The organism is Amycolatopsis sp. NPDC059027 (assembly GCF_042739735.1).
Classification (GTDB): Bacteria; Actinomycetota; Actinomycetes; order Mycobacteriales; family Pseudonocardiaceae; genus Amycolatopsis.
Window position 1 is genome coordinate 1 of record NZ_JBHYIK010000035.1, and the last position, 26,130, is coordinate 26,130.

At 68.8% G+C, this 26,130-nt stretch carries 20 protein-coding genes; 5 read left to right on the forward strand and 15 right to left on the reverse strand.

Translation table 11 applies throughout. The features are described from left to right. Nucleotides 1-154: 154 nt before the first annotated feature. Entirely contained in the window at nt 155-586 is a 432-nt protein-coding gene (locus tag ACFWY9_RS23945; RefSeq protein WP_378339965.1) for a hypothetical protein, read from the reverse strand. Nucleotides 587-596: 10 nt separating this feature from the next. Continuing rightward, nucleotides 597-5,630: a PA14 domain-containing protein gene (locus tag ACFWY9_RS23950; protein ID WP_378339966.1), complete on the reverse strand. Its 5,034-nt coding sequence runs from the start codon at nt 5,628-5,630 to the stop codon at nt 597-599. Between the two features lie 452 nt (nt 5,631-6,082). Here ACFWY9_RS23950 and ACFWY9_RS23955 point away from each other — a divergent pair, with 452 nt between their 5' ends. Beyond that, on the forward strand, nt 6,083-8,431 hold the full coding sequence (locus ACFWY9_RS23955; protein ID WP_378328392.1) for a tetratricopeptide repeat protein: 2,349 nt from the start codon (nt 6,083-6,085) through the stop codon (nt 8,429-8,431). Between the two features lie 249 nt (nt 8,432-8,680). Beyond that, nucleotides 8,681-9,262, forward strand: coding sequence for a hypothetical protein (locus ACFWY9_RS23960; protein ID WP_378328391.1), 582 nt, complete (start codon nt 8,681-8,683; stop codon nt 9,260-9,262). A 574-nt stretch (nt 9,263-9,836) separates the two neighbouring features. Here the strand turns inward: ACFWY9_RS23960 and ACFWY9_RS23965 are convergent. From ACFWY9_RS23965 to ACFWY9_RS24020, 12 genes are all read right to left on the reverse strand, one after another. Then, nucleotides 9,837-12,197: a phosphoketolase gene (locus ACFWY9_RS23965; protein ID WP_378328390.1), complete on the reverse strand. Its 2,361-nt coding sequence runs from the start codon at nt 12,195-12,197 to the stop codon at nt 9,837-9,839. Further along, the gene (locus ACFWY9_RS23970; RefSeq protein WP_378328389.1) at nt 12,194-13,081 is read right to left on the reverse strand and encodes a universal stress protein; all 888 of its coding nucleotides are present in this window, start codon (nt 13,079-13,081) and stop codon (nt 12,194-12,196) included. The genes ACFWY9_RS23965 and ACFWY9_RS23970 overlap by 4 nt, the downstream gene beginning before the upstream one ends. Beyond that, nucleotides 13,078-13,686 carry an HPP family protein gene (locus tag ACFWY9_RS23975; protein ID WP_378328388.1) on the reverse strand — a complete coding sequence of 203 codons (609 nt, stop codon included), beginning with the start codon at nt 13,684-13,686 and terminating at the stop codon, nt 13,078-13,080. The genes ACFWY9_RS23970 and ACFWY9_RS23975 overlap by 4 nt, the downstream gene beginning before the upstream one ends. A gap of 87 nt (nt 13,687-13,773) precedes the next feature. Then, a complete protein-coding gene (locus tag ACFWY9_RS23980) occupies nt 13,774-14,934 on the reverse strand; it encodes a CHAD domain-containing protein (protein WP_378328387.1) in 1,161 nt (386 codons plus the stop codon). Between the two features lie 41 nt (nt 14,935-14,975). Continuing rightward, nucleotides 14,976-15,881 (reverse strand): universal stress protein, encoded by a 906-nt coding sequence (locus ACFWY9_RS23985; protein WP_378328386.1) that lies wholly within the window; start codon nt 15,879-15,881, stop codon nt 14,976-14,978. After that, a complete protein-coding gene (locus ACFWY9_RS23990; RefSeq protein ID WP_378328385.1) occupies nt 15,868-16,065 on the reverse strand; it encodes a DUF1918 domain-containing protein in 198 nt (65 codons plus the stop codon). Before ACFWY9_RS23990 ends, ACFWY9_RS23985 begins: the two co-directional genes overlap by 14 nt. Before the next feature lie 88 nt (nt 16,066-16,153). Continuing rightward, entirely contained in the window at nt 16,154-16,972 is an 819-nt protein-coding gene (gene ppk2, locus ACFWY9_RS23995) for a polyphosphate kinase 2 (protein ID WP_378328384.1), read from the reverse strand. A gap of 335 nt (nt 16,973-17,307) precedes the next feature. Beyond that, a complete protein-coding gene (locus ACFWY9_RS24000) occupies nt 17,308-17,781 on the reverse strand; it encodes a cupin domain-containing protein (RefSeq protein WP_378339967.1) in 474 nt (157 codons plus the stop codon). After that, the gene (locus ACFWY9_RS24005; RefSeq protein ID WP_378328382.1) at nt 17,781-18,242 is read right to left on the reverse strand and encodes a lipocalin-like domain-containing protein; all 462 of its coding nucleotides are present in this window, start codon (nt 18,240-18,242) and stop codon (nt 17,781-17,783) included. The genes ACFWY9_RS24000 and ACFWY9_RS24005 overlap by 1 nt, the downstream gene beginning before the upstream one ends. Before the next feature lie 34 nt (nt 18,243-18,276). After that, on the reverse strand, nt 18,277-19,215 hold the full coding sequence (locus ACFWY9_RS24010; protein WP_378339968.1) for a VOC family protein: 939 nt from the start codon (nt 19,213-19,215) through the stop codon (nt 18,277-18,279). Nucleotide 19,216: 1 nt separating this feature from the next. Beyond that, entirely contained in the window at nt 19,217-20,359 is a 1,143-nt protein-coding gene (locus ACFWY9_RS24015; protein WP_378328380.1) for an alpha/beta hydrolase family protein, read from the reverse strand. A gap of 14 nt (nt 20,360-20,373) precedes the next feature. Further along, complete coding sequence (locus ACFWY9_RS24020) at nt 20,374-21,498, reverse strand: FAD-dependent monooxygenase (RefSeq protein WP_378328379.1); 1,125 nt, start codon at nt 21,496-21,498, stop codon at nt 20,374-20,376. A gap of 210 nt (nt 21,499-21,708) precedes the next feature. Here ACFWY9_RS24020 and ACFWY9_RS24025 point away from each other — a divergent pair, with 210 nt between their 5' ends. The 3 genes from ACFWY9_RS24025 to ACFWY9_RS24035 are packed head-to-tail and all read left to right on the forward strand — an operon-like array spanning nt 21,709 to nt 25,416. Next, nucleotides 21,709-23,304, forward strand: coding sequence for a bifunctional 3-(3-hydroxy-phenyl)propionate/3-hydroxycinnamic acid hydroxylase (locus ACFWY9_RS24025; protein ID WP_378339969.1), 1,596 nt, complete (start codon nt 21,709-21,711; stop codon nt 23,302-23,304). Then, nucleotides 23,301-24,413, forward strand: coding sequence for an alpha/beta hydrolase family protein (locus tag ACFWY9_RS24030; RefSeq protein WP_378328377.1), 1,113 nt, complete (start codon nt 23,301-23,303; stop codon nt 24,411-24,413). The genes ACFWY9_RS24025 and ACFWY9_RS24030 overlap by 4 nt, the downstream gene beginning before the upstream one ends. A gap of 28 nt (nt 24,414-24,441) precedes the next feature. Then, nucleotides 24,442-25,416, forward strand: a complete 975-nt coding sequence (locus ACFWY9_RS24035; RefSeq protein ID WP_378339970.1) for an AraC family transcriptional regulator — start codon at nt 24,442-24,444, stop codon at nt 25,414-25,416. 229 nt (nt 25,417-25,645) lie between these two features. Here ACFWY9_RS24035 and ACFWY9_RS24040 read toward each other — a convergent pair whose 3' ends face one another. Continuing rightward, nucleotides 25,646-26,077 (reverse strand): amidohydrolase family protein, encoded by a 432-nt coding sequence (locus ACFWY9_RS24040; RefSeq protein ID WP_378339971.1) that lies wholly within the window; start codon nt 26,075-26,077, stop codon nt 25,646-25,648. Nucleotides 26,078-26,130 lie beyond the last annotated feature (53 nt).

Genomic DNA, 26,130 nt, shown 5'->3' on the forward strand with positions numbered 1-26,130 from the left:
TTTCTTTCTTTTTCGCCCCCCCCACCTACATCCGCGGCACACCCCCCCTCAAAGGATAGCCGGGCGGCGACAATCGGGGTTCGAGGCCTGGCCGTCGACTCGATAGGAGCGGGTTGGCAAACCGATCCGGTGCACGGACCGGTAAACAGCTCCGTTAATGACTCTCCCAGCAGGAGCGGACAGAATTCACAATTTGATTGTACTCGATCAAATCTACCGTTGACACCAGGATCAAAGAAGGTGGCTCATTTTTCCGCACCTCGGTAGCCAAGAAAACGACACGACCTTCGTGACGGTAAGCGTTAATTCGCCACGAGTCGAACGACTCCGCCAGTGCTACTGTGGTGCGGTCATGCAGCTCCTCATCGGAACGCAGAGTGAACAGTACCGAAGTTGGGTCACTTGAGAGCGCATCAAGGCGACGATCCTTCAGATCGGCAATGCTTCCGAGCTGCCTCATCGCAGTTCCGAGTAAACATGGCTCCTCATCTCCGATTAAGTTGCCATCGATAATGAGTTGAAAGCGAAACATGCCACGGCCGACCGTCGGAGAAATGAGAAACCCAAACCGACCGTCATTGGTCAAGATTTGCACGTTAGCGCCCCCTCTTAATGACGATGGGAACATCATCCTCGGGAATCTCCACCGGCTCTCCGCGACTATTTACACCATTAGTGCTACCACTCCAGTGCCAGACATTCTTTCCGGTATTAAAGTAACGGTAGTACACTGCCTTTTTCCCGGTGCCGATTTTTGTCCATCGTACTCCATTCACCTCAACGCTGTTCGCGAATTGCGCCTCGGCGTCGTCAGGTAGTACCGCCTTCTTTGGATTGTAAGGATTAGGCCCTCCTTTTGGATCATGATGGCCTGGATTCTCATAGACCGGCTTCGACGGCGCAGGATTGGCGGGATGGTCGTCCGTAGTAGCGTACTCGATGATGCCTTCTGCACCCTCGATGATCTCGATGATGCACTCGACGCATTTGCCGGTAAGGTCGGAGGAGTTGACGGGGTCGGCGTTGGCGTAGTCGTAGTTGTTGGCCGAGCCGCCGGAGACGGGGTCGGTTTGCAGGAACCGGCCCAAGGCGGGCAGATAGGTGCGTGCGCCCATCTCAAGCGCTTGCTGGCTGGCGAGATGTTCGATGGGAACGGTGTGTTCGCCGAGCCAGCCGAAGTCCATGCCCCCCGCGGCGGTGGCCGGGATCGGGATGTCGCCGATGACGCCGGTGGCGGGGTCGATGTTCTGGCCGAACGGGTCGTACAGGTGGACCGTGCCGGTGCGGGTGGCGGTGCCGTCGGCGGTGAACAGGATGTCGCCGTGGAGATTGGGATAGGACCAGTTGCTGGTCGGATTGGGCGTGTAGTTCTTGGTGAGCACGACACCACCGGGCAGTGTCAGCACCCGCTGAACCAGGTTCCCGGAGGCGTCCAGGACGACGTCAGGGCCGCCGGAGCTTGAGGCGAAGCCGTAGCGGGTCACCTGCGCGGGCTTGGCGTTGTCCTGGGCTGTCCGCGCGATGATGCGGTCGGTGACGTCGCGGGTGTACTGGACCGTGTGCCCGGTGGCGGTGCTGGTGGACATGTGCCGGCGGGTGGAGTCGTAGCCCAGGGTGTCGCCGGCGATCTTGGTGGCGTTTCCGTAGGCGTCATAGGTGAACGACAGGGTGGTGCCGCCGCTGGTGGTAGTCAGCCGGTCGGCATTGTCGTAGCAGTAGCTGGTGGTGATCGCGGGTGCGCCGTTGAGGCTGTCGGTGGACGCGGTGCGGTTGCTGTTGGCTCCCGCCTTCGGGTTCTGCCCGCAGCCGCCGTCACCGGCGTAGGCATAGGTCAGCCGGTGGTGTGGCACGGTGGCCGCGACCAGCCGGCCGACGCCGTCGTAGGTGTAGGCGGAGGCGTAGGTGGTGGCAGGGGTGGTGGTGTCGGTGATGGTGTCGTCGGTGATGCGCTGATCGCGGGAGCGGGTGACGGTGTCGGTGACCGTCGAGCCGGAGGCCTGCCAGGTCACGGCGGTCGGTGTCTCGGTGTCGTTGCGGGTGATGGTGAGGGCGGATCCGTTGCCGTAGCTCACTTTTTGCAGGAACGTCGCGTCGTAGGCGGGAGTGGCGACGGTGGTCCCGTCCAGATCCTCACTGGTCAGGCGGAAGGCGTCGTTCCAGTGGTAGGTCACCGTGGAGGTGACGCCCTTGACGGTCGTGGCCTCGCTGGTCTTGCGGTCGGCCTGGTCGTAGTGGGTGGTGGTGACGGCACCGCTGGCGTCGGTGTAGGACACGACCCGCCCGCGCAGGTCGACCACGGCCGTGGTGGATCCGCTGTCGTCGCTGACCTTGCTGGTGAGCGGGTCACCGCCCACGGCGTAGTCGTAGGTGATGGTGCGGGCAGGCTGGCCGTCCATCGCCGGGAACGACTTCTTCAGGGTGCGGCCGCGATCGTCGTAGCTGACACAGGACCAGGGCTGGCTGTTGATCCGGGCCGCCACCACGCGACCGGCCGCGTCGTACACCGATTCGGCCGTGTTGGCTGTCCCGTCGGCGTTCTTGGCCGCGGTGACGGTCTTGGCCATGCCGGCCTGGCTGACCGCGGTCGAACGGGGAACGCAGGGGTTGGCGCGGGTTTCGTTGTCCCCGTAGTAGGTCGAGGTGCCACGCTGGGCGGGGTTGGTGATCTCGCCGGCGGGCAGCGAGTTGGCCAGCCGGCGCAGATACCCCTGGCCGGGCCGCTCGAAACTGTTGCGCCGCAACAGGTTCGCCCCACCTGGGTCGTTGGTTTCGGACACCACCAGCCCGAATGCCGGGTCGATCCCCGCGGCGGGGTCGGAGTAGCCGGTCGTGGTCTTGGTCGACGGCGCGCGTTCGACGCCGCCACCGGAGGTGCTGTCGGTGGCCTTGCTGGTCTCGTATCCGTAGCGGGGCGCCAGGTTCCGGCCGGGCACGGTCATCGCCGCACTGGTACCTGGTGGTGCCCAGGTGAGGTTCAGCGCGCCGGTGGTGCCGGAGCGGTTGTAGTAGTCGACGCGGACGCGGTGCCAGGCGCCAGGCGCGGTGCTGGTGTATTTGCCGGTGACCGTGGTGGACGCCTTGTCGGTCCAACCGTCCACGGTCAGCACGTCGTCGATCCACAGCCGGACACCGTCCACGACCGTCAAGCCGAGGTGGTAGTCACCGATCGCGGGGAACTGGAGTTCACCGGTGAACCGACCCGACCAGCCGGAGGTGTTGGCCACTGGTGGCGCGCGGTCCCAGTTGCTGGCCAGGGAACCGTCGGCGGTGCCGATGCCCGTCTGCCACACCGTGGGCACGCCCGATAGAGACGGGTTGTCGTACAGGGCGGTCTGCAGTCCGGCCAGGCCCTCGTCGAAACCGTGATGGGAGTGCGGCATCGTGGCCGCGCACGCCGCCGTCGGGGTTTGGCCGGTGAAGCACGATGCCGGCGCGGGCCCGTAGGAGTCGGTCAGGCGGTCGGCGTGGTCGTAGATGTTGGTGGTGCGTTTGCCTCTGGTGTCGACGGTCGCGGTGGGTTTGTCCTTGGTGTTCCACTCCGTGGAGGTAGTCGCTCCGGTGAGGTCGGTGGTCGCCAGGGTGCGGCCGCCGTCATCCCAGGTCACTGTGGTGGAGTGGGTGGCGTCATCCACCCCGGCCACGGCCACGGTGGCTTGTTTGCGTTCGAGGTAGTACTGGTAGAAGTGCTCGGCGCGATGTGCGCTGTCCCGACCGTCCGGGGCCGGGGCCAGGATTTGGACCGCGCGCAGGACGGGTGGCTCGGGGTAGTGCTCGACCACGGGGTCGTAGCCGATCACCGTGCAGGCGGCGGCGACGTCGCCGGTGTTGGTGCACCCGTTGTCCGCCGACGCGGGCTGGCGGGCTAGCCAGTCGTAGGCCAGGTTGTCCCGGATCGTGGCCAGCGGCCCGACGCTGTCGAGGGCTTTCTGCTTCTCCTCCTCGTTGTCGCCGGCTTGGTCATAGCGCTGTTTTGCGGAGGCACGGCCGGTGTAGTCGAAATCCTGGATGTTCGCGCCGGGGTTTTCGATCCGGGCCAGGGTGCCCATCAGGTACCACAGCCGGGTCTCGGTGCCGTCCCAGTACCGGATCCGGCACAGCATCTGCGGTGGAGCAGGGTCCGCGCCCGGCGGGCGGGACACTCCGCCGTAGCAGTTGTCGCTGCCATCGGTGTTGTAGAACAGCTGGTGCGACCGGCCCGAGACCGGATCCTTGATCTGCGTCAGTCGTGGTGGTGTGCCGCTGTAGAGGTATTGCAGAGCGGCGGGTTTCTTGCCGTCCAGCACCGAGGACACCGCGGCCAGGGTGCCGTCGGGATTGAACACCGATACGACATCGCCTTCGGTAACCGTGATCCGGCCGGTGTTGTCGAAGGCCAGCACCCCGTCCTCGCCCACCGGTGGGCTGTAGCCACCCGCGGATTGCTTGGCCCAGGTGTGTTTGCCGCCGGCGCTGTCGGTGAGCACCACCGAGCCGTCCAGCATCTCCGCGCGGCTGTAGGCGCTGGACTGTGCGGCCAGGGTCCAGCCCGCCGGCAGCGACGGGGAGTCCGCAGACAGCAGCCATTCCGTGGGCACGATCTGCGGTTGCAGGTTGTGGCTGCGCGCGGTGTCGTCGCCGGTGGTGCTGGTGGCCCACAACACCATCCGGGGACGATCGTCGGAGTGGTGATAGAGCTCGACGCGGATCGGTACCTGCTGGCCGGCTTTGAGCGGGATGTCGCGGTCCTGGTGAGGACCGGGCAGCAGGAAGTCGTCGCCGGGTTCGGCGGCGGTGGGGTTGTCGTAGACCAGCTTGTCGCCGACCCAGATCTTCGCGCCGTCGGTGTGCCCGCCGGCGAACCGGAAATCACCGCTGACCGGGGCCTTGAAGTGGCCCTCCCAGCGGACGACGAACCAGTTCTTGTCCAGCGCCACGGGCATCGGGTTGTCGCGCCACGGCAGATTGTCCGGATTGCCGCTCCACGGGATGCCCCAGTCCAGGTTGATCTGGGACTCGCCACGCACCATCACCGGGATGTCATCCGCGGTCCCCGCGTGCCGGGAGTCGTTGAAGTACGAGGCACGCACCCCATGCGGCGCGCCCTCTCGCGAGTTGTAGGCCAGATTCACCCCCGCCGCACCGCCCACCGCGGAGAACGCCGGCCCAGCGGCCTGGAGGTGAGCGTTGCCGTTGAACAGGTTCACCGTCACCGGGCCCAGATGATCGGTCGGCGCCGGGCCCGGGTCCCCCACCCGCTGGTTGACCGTGAAGTGCCCGACCCACTTCGGTGGCGTCGCCGTGGTCGCGCCCGGCAGTGCGGTGGCCGCTGTCCAGGTGTAGCGGGCGCCGTCGTGCAGCACGTGCTTCGGCACTGTCCACTGTGGCTGGTCCAGACAGCCGGAATCGATGACGCTGCCTGAGCGGCCATCGAATCCGGTGGAGATCTTGAAGCAGTACAGGACGCCGTCACCGGCGGCGGCGACCTGCAGTACCGGGGTCTCGGTGCCCACCACGGCCTGGTCGACCGGGCTGACCAGACTCGTCGGCGGCGCCGCGCCGGTGTCCTTCGCTGATCGTTGCGCGTCGAACCGAGGATGCTTGCCGGTCGCCAGCGGGGCGAAGTCGGACTTCGGTCGTGTCGGTTCGGTCAAGGCGCCCGATTTGCCAGCCGAAGGCACAGACAAGAGCGGCAGGTCCCGCGGCACCGGTTTCGGCGCCGCTGCCGCGAGTGGCGATGACGAGGTTCCCACCTGCGCCAGCGAGCTCGTCAACGCCATCGCCAGCACGACCGCGATCGCGCGACGACACGATCGCGGTCGGGTTCGGATGGCTAGCCGGGTGCGTCCACGTCCCCACGAGGCCATGACCCCTCCATCGACATCGCCGTCGAGTACCGCGCGCCACGACGATCTGGGCGCACGGGGCAGCCCCCGTCGAGGGGCTGCCCGGCACGGTCGAGCATGCGGTAACGATCGGCCGCGGGAACAGGACATACGGCTAGCCATATATGGCTAGTCGTCGTGGCCACTTCCACGGCACGGGATGTGGTTCCCGTGCCGCAGAGCAACGGGAGGACGGTCACCCGGGGGTATTGGGGTGTGCTGTGGCGGAGGGATTCGGCGTACTGCTGCGGCAGTTGCGCCAGCTGGCGCAACAGACCCAGCAACAACTGGCCGAACGCTCCGGCGTGTCGGTCCGCGCCATCAGCGGGTTCGAATCCGGCCGGCGCACCAACCCCCGCACACACACGGTGCGGCAGCTGGCCCAAGCCCTGTGCCTGGAACCGGACCTGTACGAGGAATTGCTGGCCGCCGCAGCAGGAAGCGTGTTCTCGGACAGCCCCCACGGTCCACCACGCTTGGCCGCTTCGATGCCGCGGCACCTGCCCGCCCAGCCGGGGGTGTTCGTCGGCCGTCACGACGAACTGGCGGTACTGGACAAGGCCTTCGACGCCGCCGGGCAGGGCGGGATGGTGGTGGTTTCGGCGGTCGGCGGGGGCGGGATCGGCAAGAGCTGGCTGGCGCTGCGCTGGGCACACACCAACTCCGACCGGTTCCCGGACGGGCAGCTGTTCGTCGACCTGCGCGGCTTCACCCCCCACAGGACACCCATGACGGCAGCGGAGGCCACCCGCGTGCTCGTGGGTGCCCTCGGCGTCGCCCCGGCCGCGATCCCCGCCGACCTGGACTCCCAAACCGCGCTATACCGCGGCTTGACCGCCGGAAAGCGCATGCTGATCCTGCTCGACAACGCCCGCGACGCGGAACAGGTCGCCCCGCTGCTGCCCGGCGGGGAGTCCTGCGCGGTGATCGTGACCAGCCGCGACCGGCTGGCCGGCCTGGTCGCCGCCCACGGCGCGACACCGTTGCCACTGGACGTTCTCGACGACACCGACGCCCGGCACCTGCTGACGTGCCGGGTGGGCAGTGAACGGCTGGCCACCGAGCCCAGGGCAGTCACCGAACTGCTGGCCCGCTGCGCTGGTCTCCCGCTGGCGTTGGCAGTGGTCGCCGCCCGCGCCGCCATCCACCCCGATCTGCCGCTGACCGAGATCGCCGCCGAACTGGGCGACACCGAATCCCGGTTGGACGCCCTGGATGCCGGCGACCCCACCGCCAGCGTCCGGGCCGCGCTGTCCTGCACCGATCGTGCCCTGCGGGCCGATCACGCCAGGGTGTTCGCCTTGCTCGGCGCAGCGCCCGGCCCGGACATCAGCCTGCCCGCCGCCGCCAGTCTCACCGCCCTGCCCGATCACGACGCGGTCCAGGCGTTACGGGCGCTGGAACGGTTGTCCCTGCTCCACCAACCCGCACCCGGCCGCTACCGCATGCACGACCTGGTCAAGCTGTTCGCCGCCGATCACACGCGTCATCCACCGCACGAGCACGACCGGCACACAGCGCTGCGGCGGCTGGTCGACTTCTACCTGCACACCGCCGCCGATGTCGACCGGCTGCTCTACCCCTACCTCACCGCGGTCCCGCTCGACCCGGCAGAGCCTGGCTGCCGTCCCCGCCGGCCGGCTGACCTCACAGCGGCCATCGCCTGGCTGGACACCGAGCGCCCCAACCTTCTGGCAGCCCAGCAACTCGCCGTCTCACTGGATTGGCCCCGGCGGGTGTGGCAGCTGGCGTGGGCCCTGCGCAGCGTCGGCTGGCAGTCGGGGCCCGACGAGAGCCACCTTGCCGTCTGGCAGGCCGGCCTGGCCGCCGCCGACCGCCTCTGCGACACTGCCGCGCAGATTCTGATCCGCCGCTACCTCGGCCGTGCCCATGTGTTGCTCGGCCACCATGAGCAGGCGATGGAGATCCTCCAGCAGGCCCTCGCTCTCGCCGAGCGCGCCGAGGATCCCGACAGTCGGGGACATGTCCATCGCTACATGGCCTGGGCGTGGGAACAACGCGGCGACGACCGTGCGGCTCTGATACACGCCGAGCACGCCCTGCGCCTGTTCCACGCCCACGGCAGCCTCGCGGGCGAGACCGACGCGCTGAACATGGTCGGCTGGAGCCAAGCCCGGCTAGGCGATCACGAGCACGCCAGGGACCACTGCCAGGCCGCACTCGCCCTGTGCCGCCACCACGGTTTCCGCGAGACCGAGGCATACACGCTGGGCAGCCTCGGCTACATCGCCCACCACACCGGCCAGCACGCCCAGGCCCTCGACTACTACCAGCAGGCCCTTGCCCTTTTCCACGCCCGTGGCGACACCTGCAAACAGGCCGACACCCTCGAAGAAATCGGCCAGACCCACCACGCACTCGGCCACCACGAGCAAGCCCGCGACCACTGGCAACAAGCGCTGGGGCTGTACCGGGCCCAGCACCGGGATGACGACGCCGAGCGTGCCCAACAACATCTGGACGCGCTCGACACATCCGCCGGCACCGCGGCGATCCACCACAACGAACGAGATGATCCAGCCCCGCACGCGGTGCCGCAGAACCTATAGCGCGAACAGACTTGAGCCAGACGGAGAGCCGCTCAAACGCATGATCGACAAGGCTGCTTCGCGGCGCAGTTCTCGCAACGCGCTCACATGCCGCTTATCGCGCATTCCAATGAATGCACGCACATGCCGAATAGCGGACGTTTCTCAGCGCGATGCAGTTGACTGCTGAGAACCGGGACGCCGCCGAGCCCTGCCGACCCGTTTCGGCCATCCGGCTCGATTCCCCGGCGCTTCCTGCAAGATGAGCGCATGACACATCCCCAGCAGCCCACGATGGGGTGGCCGGGCCCCGCCCCGTACCCGGGACAGGCTCGGCCGTCCGGCGGCACCGCGATCACCGCGGCCGTCCTGGCCATCGTCAAGATCCTCATCGACGGCTCCTCCTTCGTGCCGGGCCTCGACGTCACGCGAGATTTCGGCCTGTCCGCCGCGATCGGTCTCGGGCATCTGGTGCCGACCGTGCTCCTGCTGCTGGTGGGTTCGATCCTCGTCTTCGCCCGCGTGAAGGCCGGTGCGATCCTGCTGCTGACCGGCGCGGCGCTCAATGTGCTGGCCCTGGTGTCCATAGCCGTGCTGACCGGCGGGGACTCCCTGGACTACGTACGGCTTCTGGCGATCGTCCCGCTGGCCGGTGTCCTGAACCTGCTGTCAATGGTGCTGAACATCCTGGTGCTCATCCTGGCGGCACTGCCGTCGACCTTCCGCTATCTCGGCGCCTCCCGGCGACCGGTCCACCCCGGCCCGCCCATCCCGCCCGGATACCCGCCGCAGACGGGCTACGGCCCACCCTCGCAACCCGGCTACGGCCAGCACCCTCCACGACAGTGGTGAGACTCAGGTAGCGGGTAGCCGAGCGTCGACCTCATGGCCGGATGGGCCGGGCGCACGTCCCCGAAACACGCCCGCAGCACCGGCCGGCACGGCTCGGAGTCCGCGCGGTCGGGCAGCAGGTACCGCACGCGCACAACGTCAGCGAATGTCCAGCCTGCCTCGGAAGCGCTACCTCGATGTTCCGCAGACCCTGCACACCACCCGACGCGCAGCTGAGCGGCGGAAACGGAACGTCCGCTCTTGCCGCTCATCGATCGATCCGGGGAAGCGGCGTTTGCCGATCGCTCGCACGACAACCTGTTCCATTTTCGCGCTGCTGTCGGTGGTCGTGCGGCTGGCAACGTGGCGGCCCCTCGCCGACGCACGCGACACTGCGGAGCGCTCAGAGCGAAGCGGAGGTCGAACGACCTGGAGGTACCTCGCGTACTGCCACGCTTGATCGCGGGCAACGCCATAGTGCGGTCGAAGCAACCGACATTGATCATGACATGTGATCGACATGCGCGGTCGGAATCCACGAACAAGTGCGGCCAGTCTTATTCGAGCCTCGTTTGTCGTGGAGTTGCGGATACGCTCAGCCGTTCCAGGTCCAGTGACGGATTTCGGGGAGGTCTTCGCCGTGTTCGCGGATCCAGCGACGGTGCCGCTCCCGCGATTCGGTCATCCGCTGCCGTAACGCGCCAGCGGTGGCGAGCAGGCCTGGGACGCGGTCGATGACGTCGATGACGAGCTGAAAACGGTCCATGCGGTTGAGCACGAGCATGTCGAACGGCGTCGTCGTAGTGCCGTGCTCGGTGTAACCGCGGACGTGGAGGTTCGCGTGGTTGTGCCGCCGGTAGGCCAGGCGGTGGATCAGCCATGGGTAGCCGTGGTAGGCGAACAGCACCGGACGGTCGGTGGTGAACAGGGCGTCGAACTCACGGTCGGACATCCCGTGCGGGTGTTCGGAACGCGGCTGCAGCCGCATGAGGTCGACGACGTTCACCACCCGCACCGCCAGCTGGGGCAACTGTTCCCGCAGCAGTTTCGCGGCGGCGAGCACCTCGATCGTCGGCACGTCTCCCGCACAGGCCAGGACGACGTCCGGCTCGCGGCCGGGGTGCGCGCTCGCCCAGTCCCATCTGCTGACGCCGCGGGCGCAGTGCAGCACGGCTTCTTCGGCGTCAAGCCAGACCGGGGTGTCGTTCTTGCCCGCGACGATGACGTTGACGTAGTCGCGGCTGCGCAGGCAATGGTCGGCCACGTGCAGCAGCGTGTTCGTGTCGGGCGGGAAGTAGACCCGCACGACCTCGGCGCTCTTGTTCGCGACGTGGTCGACGAATCCGGGGTCCTGGTGGGAAAAGCCGTTGTGGTCCTGGCGCCAGACGTGCGAGGTCAGCAGGTAGTTCAGCGACGCGACCGGGCGCCGCCACGGGATCTTCCGGTGCGTCTTCAGCCATTTGACGTGCTGGTTGAGCATCGAGTCGACGATGTGCACGAACGCCTCGTAACACGAGAACAGCCCGTGCCGCCCGGACAGCAGATAGCCTTCGAGCCAGCCCTGGCACAGGTGCTCGGACAGGACTTCCAGCACGCGGCCGTCGGGATCGAGATGCTCGTCGTCCGCCGTCGTCGCGAGCTGCCAGGCTTTCGCGGTCACCTCGTAGACCGCGTCGAGCCGGTTCGAGGCCGTCTCGTCCGGGCCGAACAGCCGGAAGTTCCGCCGAGCCGCCGAAAGAGCGAACACGTCCCGCAGATACCGGCCGAGAACGCGGGTGGGTTCCGCGGTCACGGAACCGGGTTCGGTGACCGCGACGGCGTGCGCCGCGACGTCCGGCAGGCCCAGCGGCCGCAGGATCCGGCCGCCGTTGGCGTGCGGGCTCGACCCCATCCGCAGCGCGGGTGATGGAACGAGCGCCCGCACGGAGGCGGTGGGTACGCCGTCGGCGTCGAACAGTTCCTCGGGCCGGTAGGACCGCAACCAGGACTCCAGCTGCCGCAGGTGTTCCGGGTTGTCCCGGACCTCCGGCAGCGGCACCTGGTGGGACCGCCAGCTCCCCTCGACCCGCTTGCCGTCCACTATGGACGGTCCAGTCCAGCCTTTCGGTGTGCGCAGCACGATCATCGGCCACGCGGAGCGCGTGCCGGTGCCGCGCATCCTGCCCAGATCGGCGAGCGCGGTGTCGACAGCGGCCGCCATCGCCTGATGCATCGTCGCCGGGTCACTGCCTTCGACATACAGCGGTGCGTAGCCGTACCCGCGCAGCAGCGAGTCCAGTTCGGACGGTGCGATCCTGGACAGCAGCGCCGGATTGGCGATCTTGTAGCCGTTGAGGTGGAGAATCGGGAGCACGGCGCCGTCGCGCGCCGGGTCGAGCCAGCGGCAGCCGTGCCAGCTCGTCGCCAGTGGCCCGGTCTCCGCCTCGCCGTCCCCGACGACGCACGCGACCACGAGCCCGGGGTTGTCGAATGCCGCGCCGAAGGCGTGCGCCAGCGAGTATCCGAGTTCGCCGCCCTCGTGCAGCGAGCCGGGCACCTGCGGCGCGACGTGACTGGGCACTCCGCCGGGAAAGGAGAACTGCCGGAACAGCGCGGACATCCCGTCGGCGTCCCGGGTGATCTCGGGCCAGGCCTCGGTGTAGCTGCCCTCGAGCCAGGTGTTGGCCAGCAGCGCGGGACCACCGTGGCCGGGGCCGGTCACGAACAGCATCTCGGTGCCGTGCGTGACGATCGCGCGGTTCAGGTGCGCGTAGACGAAGTTCAGCCCGGGACTGGTCCCCCAGTGCCCCAGCAGCCGCGGCTTGACATGCTCGCGCCGCAGTGGTTCGGCCAGCAGTGGATTGGCCATCAGGTAGATCTGCCCCGCCGACAGGTAGTTCGCTGCCCGCCACTGAGCGTCCACTTGCGACAGTTCCGTGCCGGTGAGCGCGACGTCTCGCGTTTCGACCGCGGTCATCGGGTCACCTCCGGCCGCACGACCAGCACCGGGCACCGCGCGTGCTGGACCAGTGCCTGACTGGTCGAGCCCAGCAGCATCCCGGTGAAGCCACCGCGCCCATGGCTGCCGGCCACCACGAGCCGCGCCTGTTCGGACAGCTCCAGCAGCGCGTGCCGCGGCCGGTCCAGCCGCAGGTCACGGCTGACCTCGACATCCAGGTATTTCTCCCGCCAGCCGGCGAGCCGCTCGGCCAGCAGCCGTTCCTCGTCGTCCATCAGCGATTCCCGCTGCGGCAGCAGCCGGGCGCTCCCGCGGGTGGAGTCGTAGACGACGTCGCTCCACGCGTGCAGCGCCACCAGCGGCGCCTTCCGCAGCGACGCCTCCTCGAATGCGACAGCGACCGCGCGTTCGCTGGTCGGGCTGCCATCGATCCCGACCACCACAGGCCCTTCCGCCGGGGCCTGGCCCGTGCCGTCCCGGCCACGAACCACCGCGACGGGGCAATGCGCGTGGGCCACGACAGCGGACGTGGTCGAACCCAGCAGCGTCGCGAACAGTCCCCCCTGCCCCGCGCCCACGACCAGCATCCGCGCGTCCCGGGACAGCTCGATGAGCCGGGGTATCGGTGCGTCACGCCAGGTCTCGGTCGCTATCCGTATCCCGGCATCCACCGAGCGGGCGACCTCCGCCGCGCGCCGCACGGCGTCCTCGGTCATCTGGACGAGGTCGTTCAGCATGCCCTCGCCCAACGCGACGCCGCTACCGTAGTACAGCCCGGCGATGTTGGCCGCGCTCACGATCCGCAGGCCGGCGCCGTGCACGGCCGCGGTCTCGGCGGCCCAGGCCACGGCCCGTCGCGCGTCGTCCGAACCGTCGGTTCCGACCAGGATGGTGTCGTTCATCGGGTGCTCCCCTCGTGTTCGGAGACGACCTGGGCATCCACCACGCCGGGTACGGCGCGGGCCAGCAAAGTCGCCACGTGCCGGTCCGTTTCGTCGTCGTAGGCGTCGACGACCCGGACCACACCGTCGTCCACTGCCACGGTCCAGCGGTCCGGCCCGCCGTAGATCCCCAGGTGGTGCCGGACGTCGTTCAGGATCGCGCGGTCGTCCCGCGCCAGCACGCGGACGATGTCCCCGCGGGTCACGATGCCGATCACTTTCGCGCCGTCCACGACGGGCATCGCGCGGATCCCGGAATCGACCAGCGCGCGAGTCAGGTCGGCGACGTCGGTGCCCGGCGCCATCCCGGTGGCCGGGGTGGTCATCACCCCGCCGACCGTCGGCTCGGGGGCCGTGTGCTGGTCGCCGCCACGATGGCGCGGATCGGCCGGAACACGGTCGCGGATCAGATCCGCCTCGGTGACGATGCCGATCAGGCGATCGTCGTCGTCCACCACCGGAAGAGCGGTGAATCCGCGCGACGAAAGGATTTCCGCCGCCTCCTTCGCCGTCGTCGACGGATCCACGGTGATCACCGGCGCGGTCATCACGTCACGGGCTCGCATGGGTTACCTCCCTGCTCGCGGCCTGCCACCGACGGTATTCGGGCCGGTCCCACCGCACCGCATGCCTTGGTCACCACCCCACGGGACCTACGTCCCATTGGTCCACAATGGACTCAACGCCGGGTGCGCCGCTTGCCAGGCTTCGGCGGCCCGCGCCGCGTACTCGTCGATGGCGGCGATCTCGGCACGCAACAGGGCGTCGAAGACCGCGGTGTCCTCACACGCGTCGGCGGCCTGTGTTCTGAGCGCGCGAAGATGCCGATGCGCCGTCACCGCGACGTGCTGCTCGTCGAGCAGATCACCGACCGTGCCGAGCGACGCCTCGGCGCTTCGGGTGCTGATCCCGGCTCGACGGCCCGCGTCGACCAGGCATCGAAGCTTCTCCACCGCGTGGCGCGCCTGACTCAGCCCCCGGTCTCGGCTCGCTCGGCGCAGTTCCTGCGTCGTTTTTCTCGTCCATGACGCTGCCAGACACGGCAGCACCGCGGACGCCGGACGTCGAGCGGCCTTCGGCCACCGTGTGCGCGGAGTTTCGGCCAGCACGACCTCAAGCACGTCAATGGCGTTCAGCACCTGAAGGTACCTTCGCGAACCAAGCGCCGCGGCCGCGCGTGCCCGGCCGCAGTCGGCGAAGTACCGGGTGACGCGTGCCTGGGCGGGTTCTCGGGCGAATTCCTCAGGCAGCGCAGCGAGCCGCTGACGCAGTCGCGGGACCAGCACTTCGGCCTCATGAACAGGCGCGAGTTCGGCGGCGAGCCAGCCCAGCTCACGCCGTATCCCCGCGCCCAGTCGTCCGCCGAGCGCAGGAGCCGCCACGCCGAGCAGGTCGCGGACGCACCGGACAGCGACACGCAGGCGGACCGCGGCGGCGCGCTCACCGAGCCGGACATCGACGTCGGCCTCGGCGATTCTTCCGAGCATTTCGTGCAACGTCACGAGAAGCGCGTCTCGTGCCGAACCGTCGGTCACCCGTTCGGGACGCGTGAGCCGGTCGGCCAGAATTCGCTTGGCCACTGTGAGCCCGGCGTTCTCGCCCGGCTCTGTCGCGGTCGCCGCGACCGGTTCGAGTTCCACTCCCCGGGCAGGAGCCAGCACAAGCCGCGCCGCCGCTCCGGTCTCGCGCGCGCCGTAGGGCAGCAGGACGCAGCGGCGTTGGGTGTGCAGCCACCATTCTCCGGACCGGCGGGTCAGCGCGAAGCCCTGCTTGAGCAACCTCAGGCCGGTGGTGTCGAAGAATTCGGTCGTCACGGCGTCCGTGGGCATCGGTCGCCGAGGCGCGGGGAGCGCGGTCACGAACCTTCGCCGGTCTGCCGGATCACCGCTACCGGGCACGGTGAATGGGCGAGCAGCGCCTGGCTCGTCGACCCCAGCATCATCCCCCGGAAGCCACCCAGGCCCCGTGAGCCGACCACGAGCAGCTGCGCGCGCTCCGCGTGGTCAAGCAACGTCTGAACCGGCCGCCCGCACGCGACGACGCGGTCGATGGCGATCTCGGGATACTTCTCCTGCCAGCCCGCGAGTTGTTCGGCCAGCACCCGCCGTTCCTCGCGATCCACCTCGGCCGGGTCCAGATCGAGCGGATGTGGCCGCGGCTTGCCGTCGGCCAGCGCGGGGTTCCACGTGTGCACGGCCACCAGCCGCGCCCGCCGCCACGACGCTTCCTCGCAGGCGAACGCCAATGCCGACACGCTGTCGGCCGATCCGTCCAGTCCCACGACGACGGGCCCGGTGACCGGCGGCGGGGTGTTCGGCGTCCGGCCCCGCACGACGACGACCGGGCAGTGTCCGTGTCCCGCCAGTGCGACCGCCGTCGATCCGACCAGCAGACCGGTGAATCCGCCAAGGCCCCGGGATCCCAGGACGACGAGGCTCGCCCGCTCCGATTCCTGGGTGAGCGCGGCGACCGGGTTCCACTCGCGGGCCGCCAGCTCGACCGGCCGGTGGGGATAGAGCGCCCGCACCGACTTGCTCGCGGTTTCGAGCCGGACCCGAGCCTGCGCCTCCAGGCCGTCCCGGATCGCCTCGACCGAGCCGGTGATCGAACCCAGTCCGACGCGTGGCACCGTGTACACACTGACCAGTCTCAGCGGAAGCCCGCGCCGGACCGCCTCCTCGGCTCCCCACACCGCGGCCAGCCGCGCGGACTCCGAACCGTCGATGCCGACGACGACTGCGCGTTCGCTAGCAGGTCGCATGGCTCGGCTCCACCACCGCGTCCGGACCGGGGAACACCGTCGACACGTGGTCGTCACTCAGCCAGCGGACCACGTACGGCGGTGCACCGTCCGCCGAGCGGACCTCGAGGATCTGCCCGCGCTGGACCGGATCGTCCACCCGATATCCCTTGATCACCAGCCAGTCGCCAGGTTGGGCGTACATCGCTCCTCCTCTTCGCCGGTTCTCCACCAGCGTCACCCGCACCGGCCTGCCGGCTTAGAGCCGAACGGCCCGGCGAAGGCCGCAAAGGTCATCGGTGGCGCAGGAGCGTCTCAGCGTGATCAGGCACGTAGTGCTGGAGGCTGCGATCGGTGCGCGGGTAGGCCGGTGCCGGCGGACTCGCCGGGAGTTCCAGTGCCGGGCGTGGCACTTCGTGGTAGGGCACCGAGCCGAGCAGGTGGCTGATCATGTTGAGCCGCCCGCGGCGTTTGTCCTCGCTTTCCACGACGTACCACGGTGACTCGGTGGTGTCGGTGTGGGTGAGCATGTCGTCCTTGGCCCGCGAGTACTCCGCCCAGTGCGGCACCGATTCCAGGTCCACTGTGGACAGTTTCCAGCGGCGGAGCGGATCGTCGATACGGGCGCGGAACCGCCGCGTCTGCTCGGCCTGGCTCACCGAAAACCAGTACTTGCGCAGCAGGATCCCGTCATCGACCAGCAACCGCTCGAACGTCGGGCACTGCTGCAGGAAACGGCGATGCTCCTCGGCCGTGCAGAACCCCAGCACACGCTCCACCCCGGCGCGGTTGTACCAGCTCCGGTCGAACAGCACGATCTCCCCCGCCGCCGGCAGGTGCTCGACATACCGCTGGAAGTACCACTGCGTCCGTTCCCGCTCGGTCGGCCTCGGCAACGCCGCGATCCGCACCACTCGCGGGTTGAGATGCTCGGTGAACCGCTTGATGGTGCTGCCCTTGCCCGCCGCGTCACGACCCTCGAACAGCACCACCAGCCGCGCACCCGAAGCCCGGACCCATTCCTGCAACACCACCAGTTCACCCTGCAGGCGCAGCAGTTCCCGCTCGTAGATCCGCCGGGGAAACCGCTTCTCCCGCTTGCGCTCAACCATCACCGCCGCCGTTCCTCATGTCCCGAGTCGACCTCGCGCGTGCCCGGGTGTGAAGAGTCCACCGGCGCGTCCGAGGTCCCGCGGATCGGGGACCAACGACCCCGGCCCGCAGCCGTGCCGCGGGACTGGTGTCGCACCGGTGCCCGGGGACGATCGTGCTGCCCTCGGGAGCCTGCTTGACGGTTCGGCTCAACTTCTCCGCGTCGCACCCGGCGATGACGACCGTCGCACCTTCCTCGGCGAGTCGCAGAGCGATCGCGGTCCCCATGCCGGACCCGCCCCCGGCGGCCCGGGCCGGACAGCAGAATTCCCTCACCGCCAAGGAAGGTCGATCATCAGGGGAATTCGGAGTCTGCTCCCTGTCGCGGATCGGCGTCCAGCAGGACGAAGAGAACCGTGCAGGGCTTGTCGGAACGATTGTCCCAGGAGTGGTTGGTGCCCCGCTGGACCAGCACGTCGCCGGCGCGCATGAGTGTCTCGTCCCTGTCCAGGACGTTGTACACCTCGCCGTCGATGACGTAGGCGTAGTCGAGTGAATCGGTGCGATGGACGTAGGGAGCCGCACCCGATCCACGCGGCGGGAACTCGACCATGCGGAGCACACTGCCCCGGGCCGGCGGCGGGAGCGGCGTCCCGGGAGCGACCGGGTCGTGGTAGGGGTCCGCGTTGCCGGGGCGTCCCTCGTGCAACCAGAGGTTGGTCACGGTGGCGTGGGCGGTGATCTCGACGTGCGGACATTCGCGGTCCTCGGCGACGGCGGATCGTCCGTCGCGGTCATGGCCGGTGACGATTCTGCGAAATGTCCGCATTATCGGACCTCCGTTCCTTTCCGCTGCCAGAGAATGTAACTTCCGAGCAATTCGCCGCCGATCTTCATCGGCGGAGTGTCGAGTTTCAGCGTGTCCTCGCCCTCGAAGACGCACGTTCTGGCGAGGTCGGTGCCGACGAAATTCGGGAATGTCGCGATCTGCACGTGATGGACGACCGTGGCGGTCGGTTCGTCGACCTCGTAGGTGCCGGTGTACGAGATGATCGAGCGGTACGCTTCGGCTCGTTCCTCTTGCGTGCCACGGTCGAGCGACCCGTCGGCGAAGGACGCTCGCCCGGCGAGCATGAGATTGGCGCTCATCGTTCCCTCTTCGGTGTAGATGAGCAGCCCGGTGCAGGCCGCGGCCGGACCAAGCGGCGGATCGCGCGTTTCGTGGCCACGGAACACCTTCCAGTCGATCATCCGCCAGCTGCCGAGCAGGCGGGCGCGAACCGATGTCATCACTGGATTCCTTCGTCTCGGTTGCCGTGCCCGGTCACATCGGCGGCGCGATGAACAGGCCGCGGTCGACGTCGTTGTGCGAGCGGGCGGCGATGAACTCGTCCATCTCGTTCGCGGTGCCCCACTGGTCGGCGTTGGCGGGATCGGTCAGGTCGTAGATGTGCGGGTGCCAGGTGTCCTCGTCGATCACCTCGAGCTCGGTCGTGTACTCGACGGTGTTGCCGGCCCGGTCCAGGTAGTAGCTGAACGAGTTGTCCCCGGCACGGTGCCGTCCGGGGCCCCAGAGGCGCTCGAAACCGAGACGGTTCATCCGCCCGGTGCCGCGCATGAACTCGTCGACGCCGCGCATCTCGAACGAGGCGTGGTGGAACGCGGCATGCGGACCACGCACGAAGCCGAAGCTGTGGTGGAAGGTGTTGCAGCGCAGGAACCACATGATCTCGCGGTCGCCGACACGCATCGTGTCGGACAGCCGGAACCCCAGGTGGTCGATGTACCAGCGGACGGTCGCTTCCGGGGTGGGCGTGTTCATCAGCACGTGGGAAAGCCGTACCGGGATGGACTCGCGCGCCTCGATCTTGCGGTGTGCCCGGACCGCGACGTCCGCGGAGACCTCGACCACCCGGCCCTCGTTGTCGAAGAACCGGACGCCGTAGCCGCCGCCCGGTGTGTCCAGCACACGGGGTTCGTGGACCAGCGTCACTCCTTGACCGATCAGTCGCTCGGTCAGGGTGTCCACATCGGACGGGCCGGCGGAGCCGAACGCGATGAGGTCGGTACGTTTCCGCTCGTCCTTGCGCAGCCGGACGACATACAGCTCCGGTGAGCCCTCGGCGGCGAGGAACGACACTCCCGAGTCGTCGGCGGTTTCCGTCAGCCCCCACGTGTCCCGGTAGAAGACGCGCTGCTCGGCGAAGTTCGGCATCGCGATGTCGACGTGCCGCAGGTGCGTGATCAAACCGGTGGCGTGCATGTCAGTTCCCTTCGGTTGCCGGGTGGCCGAGCCGGTCGGTCAGCCAGTCGACGATGGTGGGCAGGACGGGGCCGGATCCCATGTGTCCGCCGGGAAAGAGCCGTGCGGTCTTCGGGTCGCCGTGCTCGAGGGCGAGGTGGATGTCGGCGGAGCAGTTCTGCTGGTCGTCCTTTCCGTTGACCAGTAACAGCGGGCACGACTTCTGTTCCAAAATTCCCTGATCCAGCAAGGAAAGTTCGGGGCATCGCGCGACGTAGTCCTCGTAGGTGTGGCCACCGAAGATGCGAGCGCGGGCGGGCATGAGATCCATCAGATAGGACGAGGCGTTCCGGGACTTCTCCTGCCACTCGGGCTGGAACGTCAGGTGCACGCCGCCACCCCAGTTGACCGCGGCGGTGAGCTGTTCGCGGTGCGTGTGCGCCAGTTTCATCGCCCAGTACCCGCCGAAGGACAACCCCAGAGCCGCGACCCGGTCCGCGTCGAGGTCGGCTCGGGTTCGCAGCCACGCGAACACCGGATCCCACTGGCGTTCCGCGTCCGGACCTGCCGGCACCGGGGACTGCCCGACTCCCGGCTTGTCGATGTGCACCGTGGCGAAACCACGTTCGCGCAGTAGCCGGCCGCGGGCGTAGCTTTCCTCCTTCCACACGTCGATTCCGCCCCACATCAGCACGACCGGTGGCCTGTCCACAGTGGAACCGGGCGGCCGGGCCACCAGGAACGAGACGGAGTCGCCTTCGCCCGCGCGGCCGTCGAACGGCACGCTGACCCGCTCGACCGGCGTGTCCTCCAGTTCGCACACCCGGGCGAAGTATTTCCGGGCCAGCTCGTACGCGGCCAGTTTGGCGGGGTGGATGGGCGACGGGTACCGCCCGAGGAACGCGAATTGGTAGGCCTGCCACCAGTTTTCCAGCGCGTCGCCGCGGTCGCCGTCGGCCTCGGCCCGCTCGGCCGACGCCGCGAACTCCGCCGCACCGCCGAGCCAGTGCTCCGCCCACCGGACCGGGTCGACGCCGGGCAGCGTTTCGATGTACCGCGCCGCGGCGTCCTGGCCGATGGCGTTGAACGGGTTGCGTCGCTGTGCGAGGTGCGTGCGCAACCACGACTTCGCCTCGGACAGGGACGGGGCGGTGTTGTCGGACAAGTGAACCTCCTGTGTCACGCCGGCTGCGCCATCCGCTGGTGGCAAGCCTCGATGAGGGGATACGCATCGCGATGCCGTTGCTCCTGCTCGAGCCGGGCGATCGCGACCGAGGTCTTCACCAGGACCGAGCACCGTTCCCGGCGGCGGCCGGTGAACGCCTCGAGCGCCTTCCGGATGTCCTCGTACCGGTCCAGTTCCTGGGCCAGGACAAGGCCGTCCTCGATGGCGAGCGCGGCCCCGCTGGCCATTTGCGGCGAGGGCGCGTGCGCGGCGTCGCCGATGACGACGCTGGTCCCGTCGGACCACGCCGTGTCGACGAACGCGGTCTGCACCGGCCGCCGGACCACCGAATCGGACCGCGCGACCTCGGGCCGGATCTCCGCTATCCGGCCGGTGAACGGCGCGAGCAGATCGCCCATGCGCGCGGCGAGCTCGGCGTCCGGCAGCACGTCCGGCAGCACTCCGTTCTCGGTGAGGAAGACGTAGGCCTGGCTCGGGGAGATCGGCACGACTCCGGTCTGGTGGCCGGCACCGGCGAACGTGTGAATGCTCGTGGCCCAGCCGGGCCGCGGCACGCGGGCCCGCCACACCATCTGGCCGTGATACCGGATCGGGGTGGGCCGGCCGATGAGGTCCCGGACGGTGGAGCGGATGCCGTCGGCGCCCACGAGCAGGTCGACGGTGCGCGCCGTTCCGTCGGTCAGCTCGACGCGTACCTGACCGTTTCCTTGGTCCAGGCGGGAAACACTGAGTCCATAGTGGATTCGCGTGCCGAGCCGCAGCGCCTCGGCACGCAGGATCCGGTGCAGCTCCGGGCGCGCGATGCCGGCCATCGCCGGGCGATCGTCGCCGATCAGGCGCGGGAGCTCGATCGGGGTCGTCACCCCGTTCGCGTCCACGTTGGTGATCACGCTCATGCCGTATCCGGCGGCGAGGCAGTGCTCGGCGAGGCCGAGACCGTGGAGCGCCCGCAGCGACGGGCCGGTCAGGCTCAGCCCCCACCCGGCGGTGGCGCCCTCCGAGCCGGTTTCGACGACCTCGACACTCCACCCCCGCCGCGCCAGGGCGCTCGCCGTGGTCAACCCCGCGATGCCGGCACCGACGATCAACGCCGAACGGGTGCCGTCACTGTTCTCCATAGGACCTCCATGCCGATGTGCTCGACCAAACTAGGTCCGTGAGCCCGGCTTTCCCGTCCGTTTCCGGCGGCCGTTGTCCGGTTCCGGCAACGTTTTCCGGGCCGCCGGAATCGGACAGGCATCTCCGGAACCGGACACCGATCCCGCCGTCACCGGCTTAGCGTGGCCACAGCCGCTATCGGCGGCGGCGCAGATCCTTGGGAGGCAACGATGCCCCAGCCAGACGACGACCTGCCCTACGACGTCGTGCAAATCGGTTACGGCCCGGTCGGCCAGACCATGGCGGCCCTGCTCGGACAGTGCGGCCACCGGGTCGCCGTGTTCGAACGCTGGCCCGGGCTGTACGGCCGGGCCCGCGCCGGCCACGTCGATCACGAGATCATGCGGATCTTCCAGTCCCTCGGGATCGCCGAGCGGATCGAGCGGGACATGGTCCGGGCCACCAAGTACGTGTTCCGCAACGCGCGCGGCGAGACCCTGCTGACGTTCGACTGGGATGCCGACGGCATTTCCGGCTGGCCGTCGGACTACATCATGTATCAGCCGTCGATCGAGGACGCGCTCGACGCGGCCGTGCGGGCTCAGCCGACCGTTTCGGTGCATCAGGGCTGGGAGGCCACCGCGCTCACCCGGCACGAGGACCACGTCGAAGTCACGTTGCGTGAAATCACCACCTCCCCGGACGGCGAGAAGATCGCCGGCGCGCGGACCCGGACGGTGCGCGGCCGGTACCTGGTGGGCGCCGACGGCGCGAACAGCTTCGTCCGCGACCGGCTCGGCACCACGCAGACCGACTTCGGGTTCCGGGAGACCTGGTTCGTCTGCGATCTCGAACCGAAGGTCCCGCTGGACTTCGGATTCGACAACGGGCAGGTGTGCGATCCAGCTCGGCCGCACTGTCTGTTCCAGCTCGGCACCCGGCACCGCCGGTTCGAATTCGCGCTGCTGCCCGGCGAGGCTCCGGAACGCTTCCGCGATCCCGGCGTGGCCTGGGACCTGCTCGCGCCCTACGCCGTGACCCCGGACAAGGCCGAGCTCGTCCGGCACGCGGTCTACACCTTCCAGGCCAAGCTCGCCGACCGGTGGCGCGACGAAAGGATCCTGCTGATCGGCGACGCCGCGCACGTCATGCCGCCGTTCATGGGACAGGGCATGTGCTCCGGCATCCGCGACGCCAAGGCACTGGCCTGGCGGCTCGATCTGGTGCTGCGCGGCATCGCGGAGGACACCCTGCTGGACAGTTACCAGATCGAGCGCGCGCCACACGTGGAGACGCTGATCCGGATGTCCATCGAGGCGGGCCGGGTGTCCTGCACCTTCGATCCGGAGATCGCCGAGGCCAGGGACGAGGCGTTCCGGTGCGGCGAAGTGCCGCCCCCGCCGCCGTTTCCGCACCTGCTGGACGGGCTGCTGGACACCGGGGCCGAAGGCAGGGCGGCCGAGGTTGTCGGCAGGCTCGCCCCGCAGGGCCGGGTGCGAGCCGGCGGGGAGACCGGGCGATTCGACGACGTGGTCGGCAGCGGGTGGACCCTGCTCTTCGCTCCCGGCACCGACTCTCGCCTCACCGCGGGGCACCGCGCGGTGCTCGACCGGCTCGGCGTCCGGGTGGTCGCCCTCGGCGAGGACACCGCCGACATCAACGGCTACTACGCCGGTTACTTCGCCAGGACCGGCGTCTCGATGATCCTCTACCGCCCCGACTTCCGCATCTTCGGTGCCGCGCAGGACAGCAGCGGGGTGGGCCGGGTCGTCGACGCGCTCGACCGGGCGATCGGGGCACCGGTGCGGATCGCGGCCATTTCATGACTCCGAGTGGGAAAGCGGCGGCCGAGGCGCACAAGCGGGCGATGCCGGTGCGGCGGCTCGTCGGCAACGGCATGGATTTCGCCGATGTCACCGAGCTCTACCGGCTCGTCGACACCGGCCGCCCGTGGGACGAGGCGGCCGAGGAACTCGGCGAGCGGAACATGGCTCGCGCGGACCGCGCGCTGGCCGGGGGGCACACCCTGACGGCCCGCGACTGGTATCTGTTCGCCTCGGCCTGTTTCCGGGCCGGGCAGGTCCCGCTCGCCGACACCGAGCCACGCAAACGGGAGCTCTACCGCAAGCTGATCACCGCCTTCGGCGCCGCGGGCGCGTTGACCGAGCCGATCGCCGAGCACCGGGACATCGACACCCCGGCCGGGATCGTGTCCGGCTGGCTGCTGCGCCCGGCCGGGGCCGGGGCCCCGCCCACCGTGGTGATCGTCGGTGGTTTCGACGGTTGGCGAGAGGAGTACCACGTCGGCGCCACCTACCTGCTCGACCGCGGGATCGCCGCATTCCTCGCCGATGGTCCCGGGCAGGGCGAGAGCAGGCTGTTCCACGGCAGCACGATGACCCCGGAGGTGGACAAGGCGTTCGAGACGGTCGCGCGGACCCTGCGGGCGGACGATCGGCTCGGCGACCGGGTGGGGATCTGGGGGAACAGCATGGGCGGGTTCCTCGCCGCACTGGCGGCGAGCGCGGGCGAGGGTTTCGCGGCCTGCTGTGTCAACGGCGGCACCGTGCGCCCCGCCGAGATCCTGGACCGCTTTCCCCGGTTCACCGCGAAGGTGCGGCCGCTGCTCGGGATCGACGATCCGGAGCAGGCCCGGTCCGCGATGGAGAGCTATCGGCTCACCCCGGAACGCCTTGCCCTCCTGCGGGTCCCGTTGCTGGTCCTGCACGGCACACCGGACCGGGTGTTCCTGGTCGAGAACGCCCGCGCGCTGTTCGACGGCGCCGGATCGCCCGACAAGCACTGGGCCGAGTGGCCCGACGGCGACCACTGCGTCTACAACCATTCGCACGCCAAGCATGTGCTGGTCGCGGACTGGTTCACCGACCGGCTGCACGCTTCGAGCAGTGTTCCGCCAGCTCGATCGATGGCATGATCGTCTTGCCTACCAGGGAGCGTGAGCGATGTTGTCGAGTCCCCTGCGTGATTACGTCATCACGAAGTCCGAGAATCCGGTGAACCTGCTGCGGTCGGCCGGCCGGTTGTTCGGCGGCGCGGTCAACGCCAGTCCCCTGGGCCCGTTCGCCGATGGCGAGCACGAGGTACGCGGCGTCGCGGCCGCGGATTTCGCCGTCGGCTACTTCGCCTCGTCACTGGCGGTGCGGGTGCGCGCGGCGCCAGGGCGGGATTCGTATTTCGTCAACCTGGGCGTGGCCGGTGAGATCACCGCGAGCCGGGGCGGCCGGCAGGCCGTGCTGAGCCGCGCGCGGGCCGGGGTGTTCAATCCGGGCGACGCGCAGGACCTTCGGCCGAACCGGCCGGGAACGAGGTTCCTCGGCCTGCGCATCGACGCCGGCCTCGTCCAGCGCGAACTCGCGGCGCTCACCGGGCGCCCGACCGGTTCCGCGGTGCGCTTCGACCTTCCGCTCGACCTGGCCGAACCGCGAGGTAGCACGGTGCGGCTGCTGATCGGTTCGCTGATCGAGCAGCTGGACTCGGACGACCCGCTGTTCCAGCGCGAAGAACTGCGCCGGAACCAGCTTCGGTGCATCGTGACCGCGCTGCTGCTGGCCCAGCCCCACACGCATACCGCGACGCTGCGCGGCGTCGGCCAGACGCCGCATCCCAGGGCACTGCGCGCGGCGATCGCCTTCGTCGAGGACAACCTGTCCGAACCGATCTCCCTCGGCCGGATCGCGGAAGCCGCCGGGTGCAGCGCACGGACCGTCAGCAGCGCGTTCCGGGGGAAGCTCGGGACGTCGCCGATGAGTTACGTGCGCAACCTCCGGCTGGACCGGATCCACCACGACATCCTGTCCACCGACGACGGGATCGGCGACATCGCCTATCGCTGGGGCGTAACCCATCTCGGCCGGTTCGCGAGTGACTACCGTGCACGATTCGGCGAACTGCCGTCGACCACCGCCTCCCGGCGGTAGCGTCCGATTCCAGCCACTCGAAGCCACCGGCCGACAGCCCGAAAGGGGCAGCCATCTTCTGGGCTTCATTTTTCTCCCTGGCATTGCGAAAGCGTCAAGTCGTGAATCGCGATCAATCCACTGGCCCGGACGCGGGCCGCGAACTAGCCCCTTGTCGTTTCCCTGCCAAGGGTAAACCCCGTGCCGCCGGTCACTTGTGGACGGTGGCGGCCGATCGGGCCGGGCACGGCTACGGTGTGAGTCGCAGGATGCGTTGGGCGTTGACGTATGCCACTTTTTCTTTGTCGGGGCTGGAGAGCGGTGCGGCGTGTAGGAACTCGGCCGCTTCCCTGGTCGGTTCGAAAGGGTAGTCGATGGAGAACATCACGTTGTCGACGCCGATTGTCTGGATCGTGCCGAGCGGTGCCGCGCGCGAGAAAACGCCGGACGTGGTGATCGTGATGTTGGTTCCGAAGTACTCCGAGGGCGCTTTCTCCAGTGATCGTTGTAGTCGAGGGTCGAGGTCGCGGTAGCGGGCGTCGATGCGGTGCAGCTGGGCCAGGAGGAAATCGCCCATGTGCCCCAGGATGATCCGGGCGCCGGGGTATCGGTCGGAGACGCCACCGAAGATCGACCGACCGCCACCGTCCACAAGCGACCTACGGCATGGGGCCGTTGTCATCGGAGGGCGCGGGAGGGTCACATGCCGGCCGGGGCCAGGACGCTGTCGAACGG